This window comes from Flavobacterium sp. CBA20B-1 (assembly GCF_028473145.1).
Taxonomy (GTDB): Bacteria; Bacteroidota; Bacteroidia; order Flavobacteriales; family Flavobacteriaceae; genus Flavobacterium.
The window spans coordinates 2,816,604-2,838,559 of sequence record NZ_CP092370.1 but is presented as its reverse complement, the minus strand read 5'-3'; the positions used below and the strand labels follow the sequence as shown (position 1 = coordinate 2,838,559).

Genomic DNA, 21,956 nt, shown 5'->3' with positions numbered 1-21,956 from the left:
GTTAGAACACACCAATAGCATCAAAGCCACATAAGCACACAAACTTAAAATTCCTTTAAAAACGCATTTCATTTCGATAGATTTCATATTGTTTATTTTTTACAATACAAAGATCTAAACGCCGAGTTATTTGAGTATTTTCTAAATATTAAGTAATTATTATGTTCTTTTTTGCGAATTATTTAATTTTCGAGTTGATCAATGAACTCCTCTTCTGTCCAAATCGGAATTCCCAACTTGGTTGCTTTTTCAAGTTTTGCCGGTCCCATATCTGCACCTGCCACCACAATCGATGTTTTCCCGGTAATAGAACTTCCATTTTTCCCGCCGTAATCTTCAATCTTTTGCTTGATTTCATCTCGAGAAAATGTTTCAAACTTACCTGAAACAACCATTGTCATCCCTTCAAATTTTGTGGAAACTTGCGTATTTTCTTTAGTTTCAACTACAAACTGTAAACCGTAATTTTTCAATCGGTTTATCAATTCTAAATTAGATTCATTTTTGAAAAAAGACCGAATACTTAAGGCTATCTTATCGCCAATTTCATCTACATGAACCAACGCTTCATAATCTGCCTGCATTAAAGCATCGATAGATTTATAATGTTTCGCCAGTTTTTTAGCAACGGTTTCACCAACAAATCGAATTCCCAAAGCAAAAAGCACGCGCTCAAAAGGTATTTTTTTTGACTCTTGAATACCATTCAGCAAGTTATCAGCCGATTTGTCAGCCATACGTTCCAGTGGAACAATTTGCTCTTTTGTCAATTCATACAAATCAGCATAATTTTTAACCAATCCATTTTTGTAGAGCAAAGCAACGGTTTCCCCCCCTAGCCCATCAATATTCATGGCTTTTCTACTGATAAAATGTTCAATTCTACCAATAATCTGCGGCGGACATTCGTAAAAATTCGGACAATAATGCTGAGCTTCACCTGGTTTTCGCACCAATTCGGTGTGGCATTCCGGGCAGTGGGTAATATATTCCGTAGGCTGGCTATCTGGTTGTCGCTGATTAAAGTCAACCCCTACAATTTTTGGAATAATCTCTCCGCCTTTTTCAACAAAGACGGTATCGCCTTCGCGCACATCCAACTTTTCAATTTGGTCGGCATTGTGCAAAGAAGCTCTTTTAACAATTGTTCCTGCCAACTGCACCGGTTGCAAATTAGCTACGGGCGTAATAGCTCCGGTACGGCCCACTTGATACGAAATCACCTCCAAAACAGTGCTGGCTTGTTCGGCCTTAAATTTATAAGCAATTGCCCAACGCGGATTTTTTGCCGTATAGCCCAATTCTTCCTGCTGAAACAAATCGTTTACCTTAATAACCACACCATCGGTTTCATATGGTAAATCATGGCGATGCGTATCCCAATAGGAAATAAAATCAAAAACTTCGTCTAAGTCTTTAACCAGTTTGGAATGATTGGGAACTTTAAAACCATACGAACGCGCTGCTTCCAACGAATGTGCATGGGTATTAAAAAAATTATTTGCCCCAACAATATTATAAAGCAAACACTCTAACGGGCGCTTGGCAACTTCGGCACTGTCTTGCAATTTCAAACTACCCGAAGCCGTATTTCTTGGATTAGAATAAGGTGTTTCGCCAATATCGATCAATTCCATATTCATTTTTTCAAAACCAGCCAAAGGCAGTACAATCTCCCCACGAATATCAAATTTTTCAGGAAAGTCGCCTTTTAATTTTAAAGGAACCGATTTTATTGTTTTGATATTATTGGTTACATCATCACCCTGAAAACCATCGCCCCTTGTCACCGCTCGAACCAATCTACCGTTTTCATAAGTAATCGAAATCGAAGCACCGTCATATTTCAGCTCACAAACATATTCCACAGGCACATTGCCCAAAACTCGCTGAATGCGATTTTCCCAATCAATTAGATCCTCCTTAGAATACGAATTTTCCAAAGAATACATACGGTTTTCGTGAACAATTGTAGGGAAATTTTTAGTAACAGCTCCACCCACTCGTTGCGTTGGCGAATCCTCATCAAAAAATTCAGGATACAGTTGCTCTAGTTCCTGCAACTTCTTTAATTTCTGGTCAAACTCTAAATCCGAAATCACCGGTTGATCCAGCACATAATAGTTATAATTATGTTCGTTCAATTCCTCACGCAACAAACTGATTTGTGCCAAAACATTCGCATTTTCCATAACTTCAATTATTTCCCTAAAATATTCTTAATTTGTTCGTACAGTTCACCCTGACTTAAAATACCACCTTGCTGAATAATTTCAAAAATTTCACCGTTTCGGTCGCCCCCAAATTTTTTAGCTCCGTAGCGAATCTCCACTTCGTTGGAATGCAAATTTTCACCCAACCATTCCAAACCACTTTTCGTTAAAAAATTAACCGTTTCATTCGTAGTTTTTAAAACAATTGTATCAATTTGTTCATTATCAAACTGAAACAAAAAAATATGCGTAGCCGAAAAATGCTCAATATAACGAGCCGATTTTAAAACACCTTCCCAAACCAAATCCGAAAAAATATCAATTTCCTGTTCTGCTACCTCCGGTTTTTGAGTCTTTAGTAAGTCCCATTCCGATTTATCAATTTGTTGCGATGCCAAAAAATTGGTAAATTCCACATGTAATTCTTCCAATTGTTCCTTAGTTAAACGTGCGTATTTCATTTAAAACATTTTTACAAAAATACAAGTATAAAATCATACTCAAACAGATTTTTAAAGATTATTGACTGCTGTTTTTCTTGGGCAATCCCTTCCACTAACGTTTCAGGTCGGGCTTTCCGCCGTCGCTTTTGTTTTTTTGCAAAAACAAAAAGCTCCAACAAGGCTGCAATCCCTATTGCTGGGTGTTTGATGTGGGATGTTAGGTGTTGGGTGTTGGGTGTTTGAAATTGATATTTGATATTGATGTTTGATATTATTGTTTGATGATTATAAAAATTTGTAGTTAAAGGTTTAAAGTTTCAAGTTTAAGGTTTGATGCGGGATGTTGGATGTTGGATGTTGGATGTTTTAGATTTGATTCTTTAAAAGATGAATTGCGTCGGGCTTTAGCCTGATGTTATTAAGCAATAAGTAGTTGGCTTTAGCCACAGTTTCTGTATAATGTAAATTGTATTATTGTATATTGTACAAAATCTGAGTTAATTTTCGTGATCTGAGTTAGTTTAAGGTTTAAAGTTTCAAGTTCTCTTAAATCAATTGCCTCGAACTTTATTTCAATGATTATGATGTAAATTTACAATTGGCTTTAGCCACATTTTATGTATAATGTATAATGTAAATTGTATTGCTGTACATTTTAGAAAAGAAATTAGTGTAAATCTATAAATATGTGGTCAAACTAAATTCTACAAAACAATAAAAAGCCTTTTAAGCTGGTGTTAATAAAAGCAGGTGGCGACCCGATCCGCCGAGGCGGAGAATTGCGCCGCACCACCCGAGCGAAGCGAACGGTACGTAGTAAATAACAAAAAAAGAAAGCCCGTCTTGAAAAAGACAGGCTTTACTAAAAAAAGGCGGCGACCCGAGCTTGCGAATTGCCCCGATGGCGCGGATTTGCAACCGTGCCTATAACAATAAAAACCAACACCCGATGGCGCGGATTTGCAATCCGTGCCTATAACAATAAAAACCAACAGCCTCTTTACAAACGTATTGAGGCTGTTATTAATGGTAAGTGTTGTGCTGTACTACATACAACAAAAAAAGTCCTTTACTTTTCAGTAAAAGACTTCTAAAAAAAGGCGGCGGATCGACCGAAGGGACACGCCGTACCTATAAAAAAAGAAAGCCTGTCTTTTTAAAGACAGGCTTTACTAAAAAAAAGGCGGCGACATACTCTCCCACATGAAGATACAGTACCATCTGCGCTATCGGGCTTAACTTCTCTGTTCGGAATGGGAAGAGGTGAGCCCCGATGCTATAACCACCTTAAATCTTTGTTTAAAGTTTAATGTTTTTTTTGTTTAAGGTTTACAACCTTGAACTTTAAACCTTGAACTTTAAACGCCACGCCAATGGCGGGCTAATATTGTTAACATATTTTCGATACTTTTTTTTGTAGATATTCCAGTCTTAATACTTAATACTAAAATCTTAATACTATTCTTTACAAAGCAACTTCCAGAGCACATAAGCATACGGGCTATTAGTACTACTCGACTATGACATTACTGCCTTTACATCTATAGCCTATCAACGTTGTCATCTCCAACGACCCTTTAAAGAAATCTCATCTTGTGGTGGGTTTCGCGCTTATATGCTTTCAGCGCTTATCCCTTCCCAACGTAGCTACTCAGCGATGCACCTGGCGGCACAACTGATACACCAGAGGTTGGTCCAATTCGGTCCTCTCGTACTAGAATCAGATCCACTCAAATTTCTAACGCCCACAGTAGATAGAGACCGAACTGTCTCACGACGTTCTGAACCCAGCTCGCGTGCCACTTTAATGGGCGAACAGCCCAACCCTTGGGACCTTCTCCAGCCCCAGGATGTGACGAGCCGACATCGAGGTGCCAAACCCCCCCGTCGATATGAGCTCTTGGGGGAGATCAGCCTGTTATCCCCGGCGTACCTTTTATCCTTTGAGCGATGGCCCTTCCATGCGGAACCACCGGATCACTATGCTCTACTTTCGTACCTGATCGACTTGTAGGTCTCTCAGTCAAGCTCCCTTTTGCCATTGCACTCTACGCACGGTTACCAAGCGTGCTGAGGGAACCTTTAGAAGCCTCCGTTACTCTTTTGGAGGCGACCACCCCAGTCAAACTACCCACCAAGCAATGTCCCCCGCATAGCGGGGTTAGATCTCAGATAAGCAAAGGGTGGTATTTCAACAATGACTCCACAACGCCTAGCGACGCCGCTTCATAGTCTCCCACCTATCCTACACATCACTTATCCAAGAACAATACTAAGCTATAGTAAAGGTGCACAGGGTCTTTTCGTCCCACTGCGGGTAATCGGCATCTTCACCGATACTACAATTTCACCGAGCTCATGGCTGAGACAGTGTCCAGATCGTTACACCATTCGTGCAGGTCGGAACTTACCCGACAAGGAATTTCGCTACCTTAGGACCGTTATAGTTACGGCCGCCGTTTACTGGGGCTTCAATTCAATGCTTCTCCGAAGATAACATCTCCTCTTAACCTTCCAGCACCGGGCAGGTGTCAGGCCCTATACGTCATCTTACGATTTAGCAGAGCCCTGTGTTTTTGATAAACAGTCGCCTGGACCTTTTCACTGCGGCCCCCGCCGAGGCGGGGGCGACCTTTCTCCCGAAGTTACAGGTCTATTTTGCCTAATTCCTTAGCCATGAATCTCTCGAGCACCTGAGGATACTCTCCTCGACCACCTGTGTCGGTTTGCGGTACGGGTTGTAATAATCTAAGTTTAGAAGCTTTTCTTGACAGCCTTTAGGTACACTATCTCTTTGCCCGAAGGCTCCGAGTACTATCGCATTTCTCCATCCTCTACGCATTTTACTATAAAGGATATAGGTACGTGCTTTAACGAACTATTCCGTCAGTTCGCGGTACTTTCACCACTGCGTCACTCCATCACAACTATTACAAGTACGGGAATATTAACCCGTTGGCCATCGACGTCCCCCTTCGGGTGTGCCTTAGGTCCCGACTAACCCACAGCTGATTAGCATAGCTGTGGAAACCTTGGTCTTACGGTGTGCGGGTTTCTCGCCCGCATTATCGTTACTTATGCCTACATTTTCTTTTCTAAACAGTCCAGCAATTCTCACAAATCACCTTCTACCCAGTTTAGAATGCTCCCCTACCACTGTACATTGTACAATCCATAGCTTCGGTAGTATGCTTATGCCCGATTATTATCCATGCTCGATCGCTCGACTAGTGAGCTGTTACGCACTCTTTAAATGAATGGCTGCTTCCAAGCCAACATCCTAGCTGTCGGGGCAATCAAACCGCGTTTTTTCAACTTAGCATACATTTGGGGACCTTAGCTGATGGTCTGGGTTCTTTCCCTCTCGGACATGGACCTTAGCACCCATGCCCTCACTGATGAAAATCATTTAATAGCATTCGGAGTTTGTCAGGAATTGGTAGGCGGTGAAGCCCCCGCATCCAATCAGTAGCTCTACCTCTATTAAACTTTTTCAGCGCTGCACCTAAATGCATTTCGGGGAGTACGAGCTATTTCCGAGTTTGATTGGCCTTTCACCCCTACCCACAGGTCATCCGAAGACTTTTCAACGTCAACCGGTTCGGTCCTCCATTTGGTGTTACCCAAACTTCAACCTGCCCATGGGTAGATCACACGGTTTCGCGTCTACCATTACTGACTCATGCGCCCTATTCAGACTCGCTTTCGCTTCGGCTGCGTAACTTAATTACTTAACCTTGCCAGCAACGGTAACTCGTAGGCTCATTATGCAAAAGGCACGCCGTCACCCAACGAATGGGCTCCGACCGCTTGTAGGCGTATGGTTTCAGGTTCTATTTCACTCCGTTATTCACGGTTCTTTTCACCTTTCCCTCACGGTACTGGTTCACTATCGGTCTCTCAGGAGTATTTAGTCTTAGCGGATGGTCCCGCCGGATTCAATCAAGGTTTCACGTGCCCCGACCTACTCAGGATACCACTATGTATTACATCGCTTACCAATACGGGACTATCACCCTCTGCGGTTCATCTTTCCAGATGATTCTTATTCGCTTTGCATACAATATCGTGGTCCTACAACCCCAAAATTGCCGTAACAACTTTGGTTTGGACTTTTCCGCGTTCGCTCGCCACTACTTACGGAATCACTTTTGTTTTCTTCTCCTCCGCCTACTTAGATGTTTCAGTTCAGCGGGTTTGCTCATCTATCGATGTGACATGTCTTCAACATGCCGGGTTGCCCCATTCGGATATCTACGGATCAATTCGTGTGTGCCGATCCCCGTAGCTTTTCGCAGCTTATCACGTCCTTCTTCGCCTCTGAGAGCCTAGGCATTCCCCATACGCCCTTATTTTGCTTATTGTGCTCTATTTTTTTTGTTTCATGTTTCTTTTTTTAAGGTTTCAAGTTAAACTTGTTACTTTAAAAAAATTTATGACACAAAAAATGTGCTTTATATTATTTTCAACACCAGTTAAAACTGATGCCTATTGAAAATATTTTTAAATATTTCTACTTTTTAAATGTATCTCAATATGTCAATGAACTTTTTTTAGTATTAAGATTTTTGTATTAAGTATTAAGACTTAGTCTTGATACTTGATACTATCATCTTGATACTATCTCGTGGAGAATAAGGGAGTCGAACCCTTCACCTTCCCGCCTGTAGCGGGACGTTCTAGCCAGCTGAGCTAATCCCCCAATTTTTCTAATTACGAATTACGAATTGTGGATTCTTAACTTCTAGAATTTCCTTGTGAATAAATAGTGTACAGATCTTTTGACTTTCGAACTTTTGACTTTCGACTGCAAAAAGTAGTCCCGGGCAGACTCGAACTGCCGACCCCTACATTATCAGTGTAGTACTCTAACCAGCTGAGCTACGAGACTCTGTATTTTTTATTCTGCTTTTTTTTTGAACCAACAGTTAAAGAGTAAAAGATGTTTAAACCATCTCTAGAAAGGAGGTGTTCCAGCCGCACCTTCCGGTACGGCTACCTTGTTACGACTTAGCCCTAGTTACCGGTTTTACCCTAGGCAGCTCCTTGCGGTCACCGACTTCAGGTACCCCCAGCTTCCATGGCTTGACGGGCGGTGTGTACAAGGCCCGGGAACGTATTCACCGGATCATGGCTGATATCCGATTACTAGCGATTCCAGCTTCACGGAGTCGAGTTGCAGACTCCGATCCGAACTGTGACCGGTTTTATAGATTCGCTCCTTGTCGCCAAGTGGCTGCTCTCTGTACCGGCCATTGTAGCACGTGTGTGGCCCAGGACGTAAGGGCCGTGATGATTTGACGTCATCCCCACCTTCCTCTCAGTTTACACTGGCAGTCTTGCTAGAGTTCCCGACTTGACTCGCTGGCAACTAACAACAGGGGTTGCGCTCGTTATAGGACTTAACCTGACACCTCACGGCACGAGCTGACGACAACCATGCAGCACCTTGTAATTTGTCCGAAGAAATATCTGTTTCCAAATACGTCAAACTACATTTAAGCCCTGGTAAGGTTCCTCGCGTATCATCGAATTAAACCACATGCTCCACCGCTTGTGCGGGCCCCCGTCAATTCCTTTGAGTTTCAGGCTTGCGCCCGTACTCCCCAGGTGGGATACTTATCACTTTCGCTTAGCCACTCAAACCGAAGCTCGAACAGCTAGTATCCATCGTTTACGGCGTGGACTACCAGGGTATCTAATCCTGTTCGCTACCCACGCTTTCGTCCATCAGCGTCAATCATTTGTTAGTAACCTGCCTTCGCAATTGGTATTCCATGTAATATCTAAGCATTTCACCGCTACACTACATATTCTAGTTACTTCACAAATATTCAAGCCCTACAGTATCAATGGCATTTTTTTGGTTAAGCCAAAAACTTTCACCACTGACTTATAAAGCCGCCTACGGACCCTTTAAACCCAATGATTCCGGATAACGCTTGGATCCTCCGTATTACCGCGGCTGCTGGCACGGAGTTAGCCGATCCTTATTCTTACAGTACCGTCAAATTCCCACGCATGGGAGTGTTTCTTCCTGTACAAAAGCAGTTTACAATCCATAGGACCGTCATCCTGCACGCGGCATGGCTGGTTCAGGCTTGCGCCCATTGACCAATATTCCTCACTGCTGCCTCCCGTAGGAGTCTGGTCCGTGTCTCAGTACCAGTGTGGGGGATCTCCCTCTCAGGACCCCTACCCATCATCGTCTTGGTATGCCGTTACCACACCAACTAACTAATGGGACGCATGCTCATCTTATACCAATAAATCTTTATAATATAAATGATGCCATTTCTATTAACTATAAGGTATTAATCCAAATTTCTCTGGGCTATCCCTTAGTATAAGGTAGATTGCATACGCGTTACGCACCCGTGCGCCGGTCTCTCCCGCCCGAAGGCGGGATACCCCTCGACTTGCATGTGTTAGGCCTGCCGCTAGCGTTCATCCTGAGCCAGGATCAAACTCTTCATCGTATAATTTTTTTTATTGTTGATGTGTCGTTTAAAACCTCTTGGTTGCCCAAGAGCTTTTACTCTTTAATTCTCTGTTAATCCAATATGTCTATGAACTTGTTCTTCTTACATTCGCTTCTCTCTCAAAGCGGTTGCAAAAGTAAAACTTATTTTTTAATCAGCAAAATTATTTTTGCTTTTTTTTTGAAAAAGTTTTTTTTGTGGGCGATGAGGGGTTCGAACCCCCGACCCCCTCGGTGTAAACGAGGTGCTCTGAACCAGCTGAGCTAATCGCCCTTTTTCTTTTTTGAACGGACTGCAAAGATAATAACCTTTTTCTATACCATCCAAATTTATTTTTTACTTTTTTTTCTAGGAACGTGGCTTTCGTTGTCCTGAAAGCGGTTGCAAATATACTACTCTTTTTTTGGCTTTTCCAAATGCTTTTTGAAAGTTTTTTAATCTTTTTTGTAATTGTTTGACAGCGTGTGGTTTTGAAGTTTAAGCTAGGTAAAAATAATCTTTGCCAAAGTTTGGAACTTTGGCAAAGTTGTTTTGAAGCTACAGAAAAAAAAACTACTTTTTCACCAATTTTTTAACCGCTGTACCCTGATTCGTTTGCAAGTGCAGCATATACGTGCCACTTGCTAAATGTTCTACGTTTAATTGTATATCGGTTTCGTTGTTGTAGGTTTGGGTGCTTAACTGTTTGCCTGCAACATCATACACCGTGATTTGCTGTATCTGCATATTCTCAGCGTTGGTGATGTTTACAACATTGCTTGCTGGGTTGGGGTATAAGTTAAATTTTGCAGCCAACTGCTCGGTAGTTGCTAAAGTGGGTACCGTGTTTTGAGCTACTAAATTAATGTTATCTATTTTGGGGGTATAAAAAGTACCATCAACATCGCCAGACTTCGTGTAAAAAAACACTAATTCAACAGGGCTGTCATCAGGCAAGGGGTTGCCCTCGGTATCTAAACCACCCAACTCTAAAGTAAATGCAATGTTTTTAACATTCGTATAGTTTAAAGTTGGTATGCTGAAATACGCTTTGTTGTTATCATAATCTATATACATTTCTACAGTAATCCAACTGCCATTTGGTGGCGGTTGTAAGGGGGTACCGGGGCTTACCAATACAGCTTCACCACTTCCGCGATTAAAATTACCCCTAGAAAAATCAAAACCGGCACCAAAACGATGATAATCAGGTTCATATGAAAACCTGGTCAACCCTCCTTCCTTGCTGTATAAAATTATACGTATTGGATCAGATGGAGGAGTGGAGCTTATATAACTATCATCTACATACAAATCAAAACTGCACTTAAAAACATTATTACCTGCCGTGCGTTGTTGCCAATAGGTGTTTAAATCGGTACGGAATAAAGTACGGTTCGCTTCGCCTTTTTTGGTGAGGGGTCCTATTTGTGCAACATTCCCTTTGTTGGCCTCGGCTACAATTTTATAGTCGTTATTGGTAAGCGGCGTATTGTAAATGGTACATTTACAGATTTGGTAAACCAACCGCCTACACCAGATACCGTGCCGTTATAATCGGTGCCTATATTTCCCACAGGATAATTGTTAAAATTTTCGGTGTAGAGTACTTGGGCAGTTAAGTTATAAACGCCTAATAAGGTGGTTATAATAAGGAGAATCTTTTTCATAGTTAACTATTTACTCTATATAAATTTTTACTCCACGAGGTTGTCTGTTAGGCTTTGGCACCCAAGGACCGGTAAGAGCCGGAATTTGAACCCACTCATCATAAAACGGCACGGTAGTTATTTTGCGAATACAAGTGCCGCTGCCTGGGGTAGCAGTACCAAACAACTCTCTAGACCTTTTGCGATGTTGAGGATCTGGACCTGTAAACGTATCGGGATCAACAACAATTTCTTTTGTGCTTACACCACTGGGGCTATCGTGATAAAACAAAACGCTGCCAAAAGGCATATCTGAAAGCCCCATTGGAGACCAATCACCATTTGTAGTAACATTATTTTCTAAGGCTAATACATAATACGCATCGGGGTCAAAATTATACATATCGGTACCAAACTCTACTTTGTAATAAAACACTTTGCCATACTCGCGCAACAAACGTTCTTCTGCACCCGTACCAGCAGGTGGCGGCGCAGGTAATGGATACCCTAACTGCATAGGTTGTACAATATTGTTGTTTACAATATCAAAACCAATACTGTTTAAATTATAATTAATACCCACTGGTATGTTTACTAACGGGCAATGATCTTCATCGTGTTGCACCCACAACTCGTGGGTGTACCAACCTGTACCAGGCACTTGTGTTAATACAATAGGATTTGCTTGTACATAATCGCCGTATTCATTTCCACTGGCAAAAAGATTTGGATAGGCACCGCTTGCCAAGTTAAACCCACCTGTTGGGGTATTGTAAAAACCGTCATTAGCACCATCATAATATGCCAAACCTATATAAGGGGTTACCCGGACGTGTACACCGTCGTTCATTGTACCGCTGTATAATTCGTATTTCACTTTATACAATGAATCAATATCCCATGGCGACTCATAAGAATCAGACATGCTATAAGTTGCATACTGTGAACCGGGATTAGAAGGATGCTCTGAAGTACTTGCTTGACCATTGTCCTCAAATACACTGTCGGTTGTACATGCTGTAAGGGTTAGGCCTATTACCCCCCCCACAAAATTTTGCTTAATTTGCTCATAATTATTATATTTAAGTTGATTGAATTGTAAATATAATAAAAAAATTAACATGTTGTTAAATAAAAACAAAAAAAGCTAAAAATTTCTTTTTAGCTTTTTTTTGTTTTTGTATAAAATCTTATTTCATTTCCTGCAACCAATTGCGCATTGAAACTTCTTCGTTGATAATGTTTTTAATCTTTGCCAAAGTTCTAAACTTTGGCAAAGTTGTACAATTTTAAAACATACAATTTACATTATACAGTAAAAACCGCGTTAGGGATAGCAGCGAAAATCCTTTTTGTGAGCTCGCGAACAAAAAGATTGTAGCGAATAGCCCGACCCGACTGTTTGCTTGGATTTTTCTGTGGTGGACAAAATGGTATGTGTACCCTGAGCTTTGTTTTGAAACGGAATGGAAGGGGAACGCCCATATCATAAAAAAATTCCGCCACTTTTGAAGGTGACGGGATATTGTTTTACTTGCCAATACCAATGTATTGAAAGCCTATTTGTGTGATTTCGGCCGGATTTAGTATGTTTCTTCCATCAAAAATGAATGCGGGTTGTTGCATTTGTTTTTTGATATGGGTATAGTCAAATGTTTTGAATTGATCCCATTCGGTTACTATTACTATAGCGTGTGCTTGCTGAAAAATAGTGTCTGGATGGTTGTATATTTTTATTTTGGTTGCTAGTTCTTCTTGCGGAATGCTGGTGCTTATTTCTAAATCGGTAAAGATTTGTTGTGCGGTGACTTTGGGATCGTATATATGTAATTCTGCTTGTTCTTCTATGAGATAATTGGCGATATCGATGGCTGCTGATTCGCGCGAATCGTTGGTGTCTTTTTTGAACGCCCATCCTAATAGCACAATTTTTTTACCTGAAACGGTATTGAACATTTCTTGTACAATTTTGCGGGCGAATCGGCTTTTTTGATAATTGTTCATGCTTATTACTTGCTGCCAATAATCGGCAACTTCGTTTAAACCAAAAGTTTGGGCAATGTACACCAGATTGAGGATGTCTTTTTGAAAACATGAGCCTCCAAACCCGACAGAGGCTTTTAGGAATTTGTCACCAATCCGACTGTCTTTTCCGATGGCAAATGCCACTTCGTCAATGTTTGCCTCTGTGGCTTCGCATATTGCCGACATGGCGTTTATAGAAGATATGCGCTGGGCAAGAAAGGCGTTTGCTGTGAGTTTTGATAATTCGCTAGACCAGATATTGGTGGTGATGATTTTATCGGTAGTGACCCAATTTTTATATATTTCGGAGAGCGCAGCAATGGCGTTTTTACCTTCTGGGGTGTGATAATCGCCACCTATTAGAACGCGATCAGGTTTTAGCAAATCATTGACAGCGGTGCCTTCTGCTAAAAATTCGGGGTTTGAGAGAATCTCAAACTGTACATTGTTTTGGGATTGTTTGAGTATGCTTTTAATGGTTGATGCCGTGCGAACGGGTAAGGTTGATTTCTCTACAACTATTTTATTGTTGGTGGCAACGCTTGCTATTTGGCGGGCGCAAAGCTCGATATATTTTAAATCTGCTGCCATGCCCTTGCCTATTCCGTAGGTTTTTGTAGGAGTGTTTACAGATATAAAAATCATTTCGGCTTGTTGAATGGCTTCGTTTACTTGGGTGCTAAAAAATAAATTTACATTGCGCGTTTGTGCAATGATTTCTGCCAACCCGGGTTCGTAAACAGGTAAATTGTCTAAGTTTTGTGCGTTCCAAGCGTTGATGCGTTCTTGATTTACATCTACTACTGTAACTTTTATATGTGGATTTTTTAATGCAATTACTGCCATTGTTGGACCACCAACATAGCCTGCACCAATACAACAAATTGATTTTATCATAGAATTGTTTAAAAATAGTGCAACAAATTTGTTGCTTTAAAAGTCAAAATTACTAAATGATTTTTATTTATGCTTATAAACTATCTTCTCTAAATGTAAAAGGTAACAAATTTTTTATAGAGGGTGATTGAATGATCTCGCCGGCTTTTCCCATAAAGTAAATTGGAATATTGTTTTTTTGTTTGTTTTCGTATTCTAATAATGATTGCCTACAGGCTCCACATGGGGGAATGGGCTCTAATGTATCTTTTAAGGTGGATGATGCGGAGATACAAATAGCTATTATTTGTTCATTTGGAAAATTGGCTCCTGCAGAAAAAACAGCTGTTCGTTCGGCACAAAGTCCTGAAGGATATGCTGCATTTTCTTGATTAGCCCCCAAAACAATTGTTCCGTTTTTTAATAATATCGCTGCTCCTACTTGGAAATTGGAATAAGGTGCGTATGCTTTTAACCGGGCTGCTACTGCTTGATTCATTAAATTTTGAATGGACAATGGCAACTCGGTCAATTGTTTATAGCTGTATAATTTTGTTGGTATATTAATTTCTTGCATAAAAAAAGACAAAAAAGCCCAAACAGTATTTGCTTGGACTTTGTAATGATTTGTATGAGCGTTTAATTTTTATAATAATCTCTACCAAAGTTAAAGGTTAATGAAAAACGCAATGTGTTTTCTAATGGATTTTGCACTTTACCGGTTGCTAATAAATAAGACACATCGATATTTACGATATTATATTTGAAACCAGCTCCCAATGTAGCAAACTTACGTGCGCCTTTATCTTCGGCTTCGTTAAAGTAACCTAAACGGAATGCAAATGAATTTTGATACCAATACTCGGCACCTAATGACCATGTAAATTCGCGCATTTCTTCGCCAAAACCACCTGGTGCATCGCCAAACGATTTAAACATCCCTGAAAACCAACCAATGTCACGGTATTCTTGGAAGCGTGAATTAACATCTTCTCCAGCATCATATTCACCGTTTCCATTAGCATCTGTAAAAGTTGGCTGTAAATTAGAAGGTACCATTAATTTTGTTGTTTCCCCGTAAAAAGTAACGGTATTGTAATTATCTAAAATATAATCGTAACCTACTCCTAAACGCAAGGTAGTGGGAATATTGCTTGCGAAATTCGTATCGCCTGTGTAACTTACTTTTGGTCCCATGTTTTGAAAATTGAAACCGGCACGCAATCTTCCTTCTGAATTACTCATTTGGATACGGTCGCTTTCATAATATCCTGCTACATCTACTGCAAAAGTATTGGCTGCTGTTTCGCCATCACCGCGCAATCTTAAATTGGAACTGATGTATCTACCTGCAACTGCCATACCAAAATTATCAGAAAACTTTATGGTATAAGAAACGTCAACAGAAAATTCATTTGGTTTTTCAACTCCTTGAAATTCTCCTTGATTATTCGTTAAGTTAATTTCACCCAATGTAAAATAGCGCAAACTTGTACCAATAGCACTTCGCTCATTTACACGGTTGTAGTAACTCACTCCCATTAAAGAAATATCACTGGCAATTTTTGACATATAAGGTGTATATGACAATGCAAAACCTTGCTGTTTTTCTGCAAAAGCATATTTTGCTGGGTTATAAAACTGCGAAAAAGCATCGGCTGATGTTGCAACTCCCATATCCCCTAAAGCACCTGAACGCGCATCGGGGGTGATTGTTAAGAAAGATACACCTGTTGTAATTGCCGGATTATATGAAAGTGGTGTACCATCGGGCATTGGTAACTCTTGCTGTGCAAATGCTGCATTTACTGTAAATAAACTAACAACTGCTATTGAAATTTTTCTCATTTATCTTTTATTATATGGAACAAATATAAAAATTAGTTTTTAATAGTTTTTGATAAACTATAAGATTACCAATTTTTCAATTTTTTCTGCTTGTTCACCAGAAACGGTTGATTTAACTTTTAATCGGTAAATATAAACTCCTTTACCTATTCGGTCGCCGAAATCATCACGGCCATCCCATTTTAAATCTTTGGATAAAAATCCTTCAGAAACAATGGTTTGATTAATGGTTTTTACTATTTTACCAGTAACGGTTAAAATTTGAACTTGTACTTGTAAGGTTTCATTCGGACGATTGTGCTGAAACCAAAACTCGGTATAATCTACAAACGGATTTGGATAATTTAACACGCGCTCTAATGTTAATCCTGTTTCTGCCGCCACTACAAAGTCTAACGTTGCAGTTGCTAAATTATTGTACACATCCCAACCTTTAAATGTAATGGTATGCAAACCTTCTTTTAAATTGCTGAACGGATAATCCACAAATCCTTTCATAAAATTGTTTGGTTCGGTTTCGTAGAACTCGTTCATCACAATGGGATTGTTTTCATCACCATCTAAAATAGCTACCATATCATGGCCAATTCCGCTGGCTGTATTCATTCCGTTTTCATCTTCTAAGTGTGCTAAAAACAATGGAGAACTATTAGTGATACCTCCAGAAATAAACGTTTCATCATTCATAAACAGTTTTATCTGAGGTGGTTTATTGTCTTCGGCTGCATTTTCGTTTACACCTCCAATTTTTATTGTGGTGTTTGCGCCTGCATATTCATCTAAAACATTGGATTCTTTTACAGCATAAAAACTGGCTTTGCCCTCACCTACTGCGATTTTTATATCTTTTGGAACCACAAATTCTATTTCGAATCCACCGTTTGTAACCGATGCATTTCCTCGAAAAACGGTCTCTCCTAAAGTGGTAAAGGTCATTGGTTGGCCGTTCCCATCGTTCATCAATGTTGTTTTTTCTTGGTTTTTGTCGAACATTTGAACTGCTAAATCGCCATTGAAATTGCTAATTAATTGTCCGCCCTCAGTAGTCACTTGTCCTTTTAATTTTACTCTATCTAACGCACGAAGGCTGCCTGTAAAATTCTCTATAGGTTCATCGTTTACATGTGTGATGGTAATATTTGGTTTTGGAATGGCTAATTTTAATGCCGGATCACCCACAAATGAAATCATTGCTTGCTCTCCAACGTTTTTTACAAGATCGTTTTTAGTGTACATTAAAGCTTCTGCCATGGTTGCATTGGGCAATATATTATTGTAATTAAAAAGCCAAGCTGACGTATTCTCGGTAAAATCGCTTGCACTGCCAATTCCAATTTTTCGGTTGGTTGCTAGTATTCCAATAGCGCCTGAATTTTCGCGCAGGTACAAATATTCCCCTCCTGATTTTAGCTTTTGATTATCAAAACGAGTAAAATCACAAGTCATAATTGCAAATAACGGATATTTATCGATATTATTTAACCTTTCAATATCAGGAATTTCAAAATAACGTTCGGCACCCCATCCTGTTTCAGAGCCATGCCCCAAATAACTCACCATTAAACTGCCGGAATTTACTCCGTTTAAAAAATCTTCTTTAACTTTTGGGTATCTTGGCCCGCCTGCCACCACCTGCTGCTGATATGAGTCTGCAATAATTTTCTTTACATTCATAAAAGGCTTATTGGCTACAAGTTCATCGGCCATATTGTTTAAGGCCACTTGCAATACGGCATCAAAGCCGGCGTCTATATCGTCTGCCAAGGCTGTGTAAACATTTTTCCAACGCCCTGCATTTTCTTTGCTCAAATATTGTTCTACTTTATTCACCATTGCGTTTGCCTCTTGAACATTATTAACAGGCATTCTACCAATAACTACATCGATACCGGTGTAAGTATCGTTATTCATCAACCCTTCCGGGTCATCTAGCAAGGCATAAAAATCGTCGGTTGCAAAGGTGTGCCAGTCATTAAAGTTTTCACTTGAATTGGGAGACAGTGTGTTGTTCAAATAATGAAAAATAGGCACAATATTCGATGTTGGGTCGAAATAATCTGTAGAAGCATCACCAAACAAGTTTACATATTTAAGCGTTTGATTTCCTGCAAAATACACATATCTAATAAAATTCCGAATAGCCACTACATCTTGCTGACCCGACGAAAATTCGTTATAAATGGCATCTAGCGGAACCACTTTTACGTTTAAATTGCTTTGCGTTTTGTGAAGATTTGCCAAACGATTGGCTGCTGAAAGCAGGTTGTTATTGGTAATGATTAGATAATCTACGTTTCCATTGGCAAAAATAGTTCCTTTTAAATTTTGGTTTAAAATTTTTGCATTGCCCACTTCAATTGGCGTGTAGATGTCGTTTTGATCCACAGCCACAAAATCTTTCAACGCCCCTAAAGGCATTTTTAAATTTATTAATCCTGCTGTATTGGTTTTGAATGTGGGATTATATTGATCGGTCACATCCCACACTTGTGTAATACCTTGCGCATTTGATATCTGAAAAGAGCCCACACCAACTTGTGAAACGGCATCGGGAAAATTAAACTGGAATTGTTTATTGTTTCCAGCCAAGTATTTATAGTAATCTATTGCAACAAAATCGATATATCCCCGAGCCGATGGTATGCCGTTATTATTAAAATTTATGGCAAACGTATGTGTTTCACCGCTTAAATTTAACGTGTTGGAAAAATAGCCTTCGTTTGCTTGGGCATTACTAATTTTTCCATTGATAGCTTGCGAACCTATCTGCTGATTATTTAAGGATATATTAAAAAATGTTTGATTTTGCGAAATGGCAGCTAAATTGATACCTACTGTCGCCGGTTTGGAACTATTCATTAAAGGTGTTTGCAAAACTACTTGCTTTGTGAAACTTTGTCCAAAATTTTCACCAAATGTTTTCCGGCTAAGCTGTACAATATTTTCAATATTTTTTTCATCGAAAACCCTTTCGAGATAATCGGTATAGTTTACTGTTGAAGCACCAGCTGGTTCCACGTATGTTTGCATACGCTTGCCAACTGTTCCGCCATAGGTTACAAAATAATATGCATCATTGCTGTACAAATTTAAGTGCGTGGCGTTTTGTGCATTCCATCCTTTCGTACCCACTCCATAAAACAATGCAAAATCGTTATCATTTAAAACGCCGTCTTGTTCACCTTGAAATTGAATTGCAATTTCAGGTACATCAAAATGTTCGTTTTTATTGTTTTCAAGCGGAAGCATGCCACCACCGTATCCATAAACCTTAATAGTACGAGGGTCTACATCGTTCGGAACACCCAATTTATTCAAGAAATTTTTGTCTAAACGATAAACTCCTGTTTCATTGATTTTAAATTTAAACCAATTCCCCTGCGTCAGAACAGAATTCTGAACCGTAAAAACAGTGTTCTTTAAAGCAGCTGTTTTCGTTCCGTAAATATCAAATGTAATATTGGTTACTTTACTGTAGCCATTACTTGTTTTAATAATAGGATTAAATGTTACAATAGCCGATTGCACGCCTTTTGTAACATAAAACTGTATTTTAGGATCAATGGAACTAGGAATATTTTTCGGATTAATGTCTTTGTATTTAGACAAATCAATAGGTTGCACATTTTCAGAAACCACGCGTAGCTGATTTCCTTGCACATTATTTATAAAAACCTTTGCCCCAATAATGCGTTCTCCAGAATTATAATTAAAATATTCCTGTTGAAAACTTGGAACAAAGAAATTTTCTCCGTTACTGATGGTAAAGTTTTGTTCAGTCCATTGCAAACGAACATCTTTTGTTTGCGCGTTTAAGGCAAAACTGCCAAGCATCGCAAAAACTGGTAATAGTTTTTTCATTTTTATAGAAAAATAAGTATCTATTAATAATTTGATAAAAATAAATAAAATAATTACATTGACCATTAAAACGAATAGTAAGAGACTAATATTTTACATTTTTTAAGTTTTTTTTAAATATTTTTGATTTTGATATTGTTAATCAAAAGCTAATTATTATATTGCAACGAAATTTATTACCTACTTTAACAATGAAGATTAATAAAATTATGACATTACAATTGATAGCTGTAATAGCAGCGTCAATTGGACTAACAAGTTGTGGAAACAGCAATGCAAGTATGTCTTCGGCTACAGGCTGGAAGATCAACGACAAAAAAGGTGGTTTCCAATATAACACGTCATACGATGGCACAGAAGTTCCGTATGGAATGGTAGCTATTGAAGGGGGTACATTTACAATGGGACGCGTTCAAGACGATGTAATGGGAGAATGGAACAACAGTGCAACACAGCAATATGTGCAATCATTCTTTATGGATGAAACTGAGGTTACCAACCTAATGTACACCGAATACTTGGCGTGGACAAAAGCAGTTTATCCACCTTCTGAAGCAAGATACCGTCAAATATACAATGCTGCTTTGCCAGATACATTAGTATGGCGTAATCAATTAGGTTTTACAGAAACCTTAACCAACACGTATCTGCGCCATCCGGCATACGCAAACTACCCAGTAGTTGGTGTATCTTGGGTTCAGGCAAACGATTTCTCTAAATGGAGAACTGATCGTGTAAATGAATTAAATTTAGAGCGTGCAGGCTATATTGCTAAAAACGCTAAAACTGATAAAGTATATGGAGAACAATCGTTCTCTACGGACACCTACTTGAGTGCTCCTACAAAAGCATACGCCGGCAACGATAGCATTGTGCTTAGAGGAGTAAAAAACCGTGCACAACCTGGTCAAAGTGGTGTTTACGCAAAAATGGAATACGGTATTATTTCTGCTGAATTTCGTTTACCAACCGAGGCTGAATGGGAATACGCAGCTAGCGTTAGAAAATCGGATCGTGTGTACAATAATCAACAAGGAAGAAACAAATATCCTTGGGGATCAGATCAAACACGCACCAACTCTCGCAGATCGAAAGGTGATTATTTAGCTAACTTTAAGCAAGGACGCGGTGATTACGGTGGTATCGCAGGTTGGTCAACAGATGCAGGTGAAATTACTACAGCTGTAAAATCGTTCCCAGCAAATGATTGGGGATTATATGATATGGCAGGAAACGTGGCAGAATGGGTTGCAGACGTATATCGTCCGGCAATTTCTTCTGAGGTGAATGACATTAACTATTTCCGTGGAAATGTTTACAACAAAAGTGTGATTGCTCCTGACGGAACAGTACAAGTTGTAAGTACAAATATTGAATACGACACCTTGCCAAATGGTAAATTGCACCCACGTGCTTTACCTGGTGAAGTTCAAAAAGAAGCTGTTGGTACAGAAGACACCTTCTTAAGACGCAATTTTCAAGGTGACAACAGCATTAGTTATAATGATGGTGATAATCTTGCAAGAGTGGGTCAAGCAAAATCTAAAATGTATAACGCACCACAAAACACCGCAGCTTATGACGCTGAGGGGAACTTAACTTATACTTTAGATGATGCAAACAGAACCAGTTTAATTAACAATAATTCACGTGTTATTAAAGGTGGTTCATGGAAAGACAGAGCTTATTGGTTGGACCCTGCAACACGCAGATTCATAGATCAATACTCTGCATCAGACTTTGTTGGATTTAGAAACGCAATGACTAAAGTAGGTGTTACTAAATCAAACGGTAAGAAAAAAGCAAGAGGTTAATCCCTATTCTTCATTTATAAAAGGTCTTAAAATAATACTCTGATAATTAATTTATCGGAGTATTATTTTTTTTAAATAACCCTTGGATTTTTAGCTGCCTTAATTTCTTTTAAATCATAATTTGCAAATTTAGCTAAGTAGGTTCTGATGTTTGTTCCATACCCATCCACGAAAGTCACTGAGCCATTTGATCGTAAAAAATCTTGCACAGCACCTGCTCCTCCTAAATGGGCGGCAGCGAGCATGCCTGATTCGCTGATCGATATTCCTGCGATGGTTTTACCAGCATACTTTTTAATTTCTCTGCGTAATATCCATTTGTTTTTTTGGATATAAGCAACAAACGCTTTTTCTTGCAGCGCTGGATTATTTAAAAAATCATCGGTATTTTTTATGCCTATAAATTTCAAGGTTCCCTTACCGAATTGATATTTTCCCATATATCCATACGAATTAACCGATTGGTAATTTACATTTGATTCCTGCAAAGCCAAAGCTTCTTTAAAATCTATAAATGAACCAGTAGTTTTTATTGAGAACGGTTCTTTGTTTTCGATTTCTTTTGTGTTTTTTAAGATTTCCTTTTCGGTACACACATTATACGCCAATGGGGTGGTTACTTTGTAATAATTGCTCACTGTTTCAGGTGATTCAACACCTTTAAAAGCCATTGTAATGAGGGCAACTGCAAAAGCAATTACAATAAAATAAGAACATTTTTTTATCATTCTAAATCATTTCTCAAACACTGTCACTATTTGAATTT

General features: G+C 39.3%; 11 protein-coding genes, 3 tRNA genes and 3 rRNA genes. 1 reads left to right on the top strand and 16 read right to left on the bottom strand.

Going from position 1 to position 21,956, the window contains the following annotated elements; all coding sequences use genetic code 11:
• Positions 1-182: 182 nt before the first annotated feature.
• The 15 genes from ligA to porU form a co-directional block, all read right to left on the bottom strand.
• Positions 183-2,192 carry an NAD-dependent DNA ligase LigA gene (gene ligA, locus MG290_RS13810; protein ID WP_264561812.1) on the bottom strand — a complete coding sequence of 670 codons (2,010 nt, stop codon included), beginning with the start codon at positions 2,190-2,192 and terminating at the stop codon, positions 183-185.
• Between the two features lie 8 nt (positions 2,193-2,200).
• Complete coding sequence (locus MG290_RS13805; protein ID WP_264561811.1) at positions 2,201-2,674, bottom strand: DUF6495 family protein; 474 nt, start codon at positions 2,672-2,674, stop codon at positions 2,201-2,203.
• 1,160 nt (positions 2,675-3,834) lie between these two features.
• Positions 3,835-3,946, bottom strand: a 5S ribosomal RNA gene (gene rrf, locus MG290_RS13800).
• A gap of 195 nt (positions 3,947-4,141) precedes the next feature.
• Positions 4,142-7,019 (bottom strand): 23S ribosomal RNA (locus MG290_RS13795).
• A gap of 265 nt (positions 7,020-7,284) precedes the next feature.
• Positions 7,285-7,358, bottom strand: a tRNA-Cys gene (locus tag MG290_RS13790).
• Between the two features lie 115 nt (positions 7,359-7,473).
• A tRNA-Ile gene (locus tag MG290_RS13785) sits at positions 7,474-7,547 on the bottom strand.
• A 70-nt stretch (positions 7,548-7,617) separates the two neighbouring features.
• Positions 7,618-9,135: ribosomal RNA gene (locus MG290_RS13780) — 16S ribosomal RNA — on the bottom strand.
• Together the 16S, 23S and 5S rRNA genes with 3 tRNA genes alongside form the textbook arrangement of a ribosomal RNA operon.
• 201 nt (positions 9,136-9,336) lie before the next feature.
• Positions 9,337-9,411, bottom strand: a tRNA-Val gene (locus MG290_RS13775).
• A gap of 279 nt (positions 9,412-9,690) precedes the next feature.
• Complete coding sequence (locus tag MG290_RS13770; RefSeq protein WP_272585727.1) at positions 9,691-10,644, bottom strand: T9SS type A sorting domain-containing protein; 954 nt, start codon at positions 10,642-10,644, stop codon at positions 9,691-9,693.
• Entirely contained in the window at positions 10,575-10,787 is a 213-nt protein-coding gene (locus MG290_RS13765; protein WP_272585725.1) for a hypothetical protein, read from the bottom strand. The genes MG290_RS13770 and MG290_RS13765 overlap by 70 nt, the downstream gene beginning before the upstream one ends.
• 10 nt (positions 10,788-10,797) lie before the next feature.
• Entirely contained in the window at positions 10,798-11,814 is a 1,017-nt protein-coding gene (locus tag MG290_RS13760) for a hypothetical protein (RefSeq protein WP_264561809.1), read from the bottom strand.
• Between the two features lie 482 nt (positions 11,815-12,296).
• Positions 12,297-13,688 (bottom strand): nucleotide sugar dehydrogenase, encoded by a 1,392-nt coding sequence (locus MG290_RS13755; RefSeq protein ID WP_264561808.1) that lies wholly within the window; start codon positions 13,686-13,688, stop codon positions 12,297-12,299.
• 73 nt (positions 13,689-13,761) lie between these two features.
• Positions 13,762-14,244, bottom strand: coding sequence for a cytidine deaminase (gene cdd / locus MG290_RS13750; protein ID WP_264561807.1), 483 nt, complete (start codon positions 14,242-14,244; stop codon positions 13,762-13,764).
• 62 nt (positions 14,245-14,306) lie between these two features.
• A complete protein-coding gene (gene porV, locus MG290_RS13745; RefSeq protein ID WP_264561806.1) occupies positions 14,307-15,515 on the bottom strand; it encodes a type IX secretion system outer membrane channel protein PorV in 1,209 nt (402 codons plus the stop codon).
• Between the two features lie 57 nt (positions 15,516-15,572).
• On the bottom strand, positions 15,573-19,376 hold the full coding sequence (gene porU, locus MG290_RS13740; RefSeq protein WP_264561805.1) for a type IX secretion system sortase PorU: 3,804 nt from the start codon (positions 19,374-19,376) through the stop codon (positions 15,573-15,575).
• Positions 19,377-19,567: 191 nt separating this feature from the next.
• On the opposite strand from porU, the gene gldJ reads away from it, so the two are divergent.
• Positions 19,568-21,190: a gliding motility lipoprotein GldJ gene (gene gldJ / locus MG290_RS13735; RefSeq protein WP_272585720.1), complete on the top strand. Its 1,623-nt coding sequence runs from the start codon at positions 19,568-19,570 to the stop codon at positions 21,188-21,190.
• A 71-nt stretch (positions 21,191-21,261) separates the two neighbouring features.
• Here gldJ and MG290_RS13730 read toward each other — a convergent pair whose 3' ends face one another.
• A complete protein-coding gene (locus MG290_RS13730) occupies positions 21,262-21,918 on the bottom strand; it encodes a peptidoglycan-binding protein LysM (RefSeq protein WP_264561803.1) in 657 nt (218 codons plus the stop codon).
• Between the last annotated feature and the right edge of the window lie 38 nt (positions 21,919-21,956).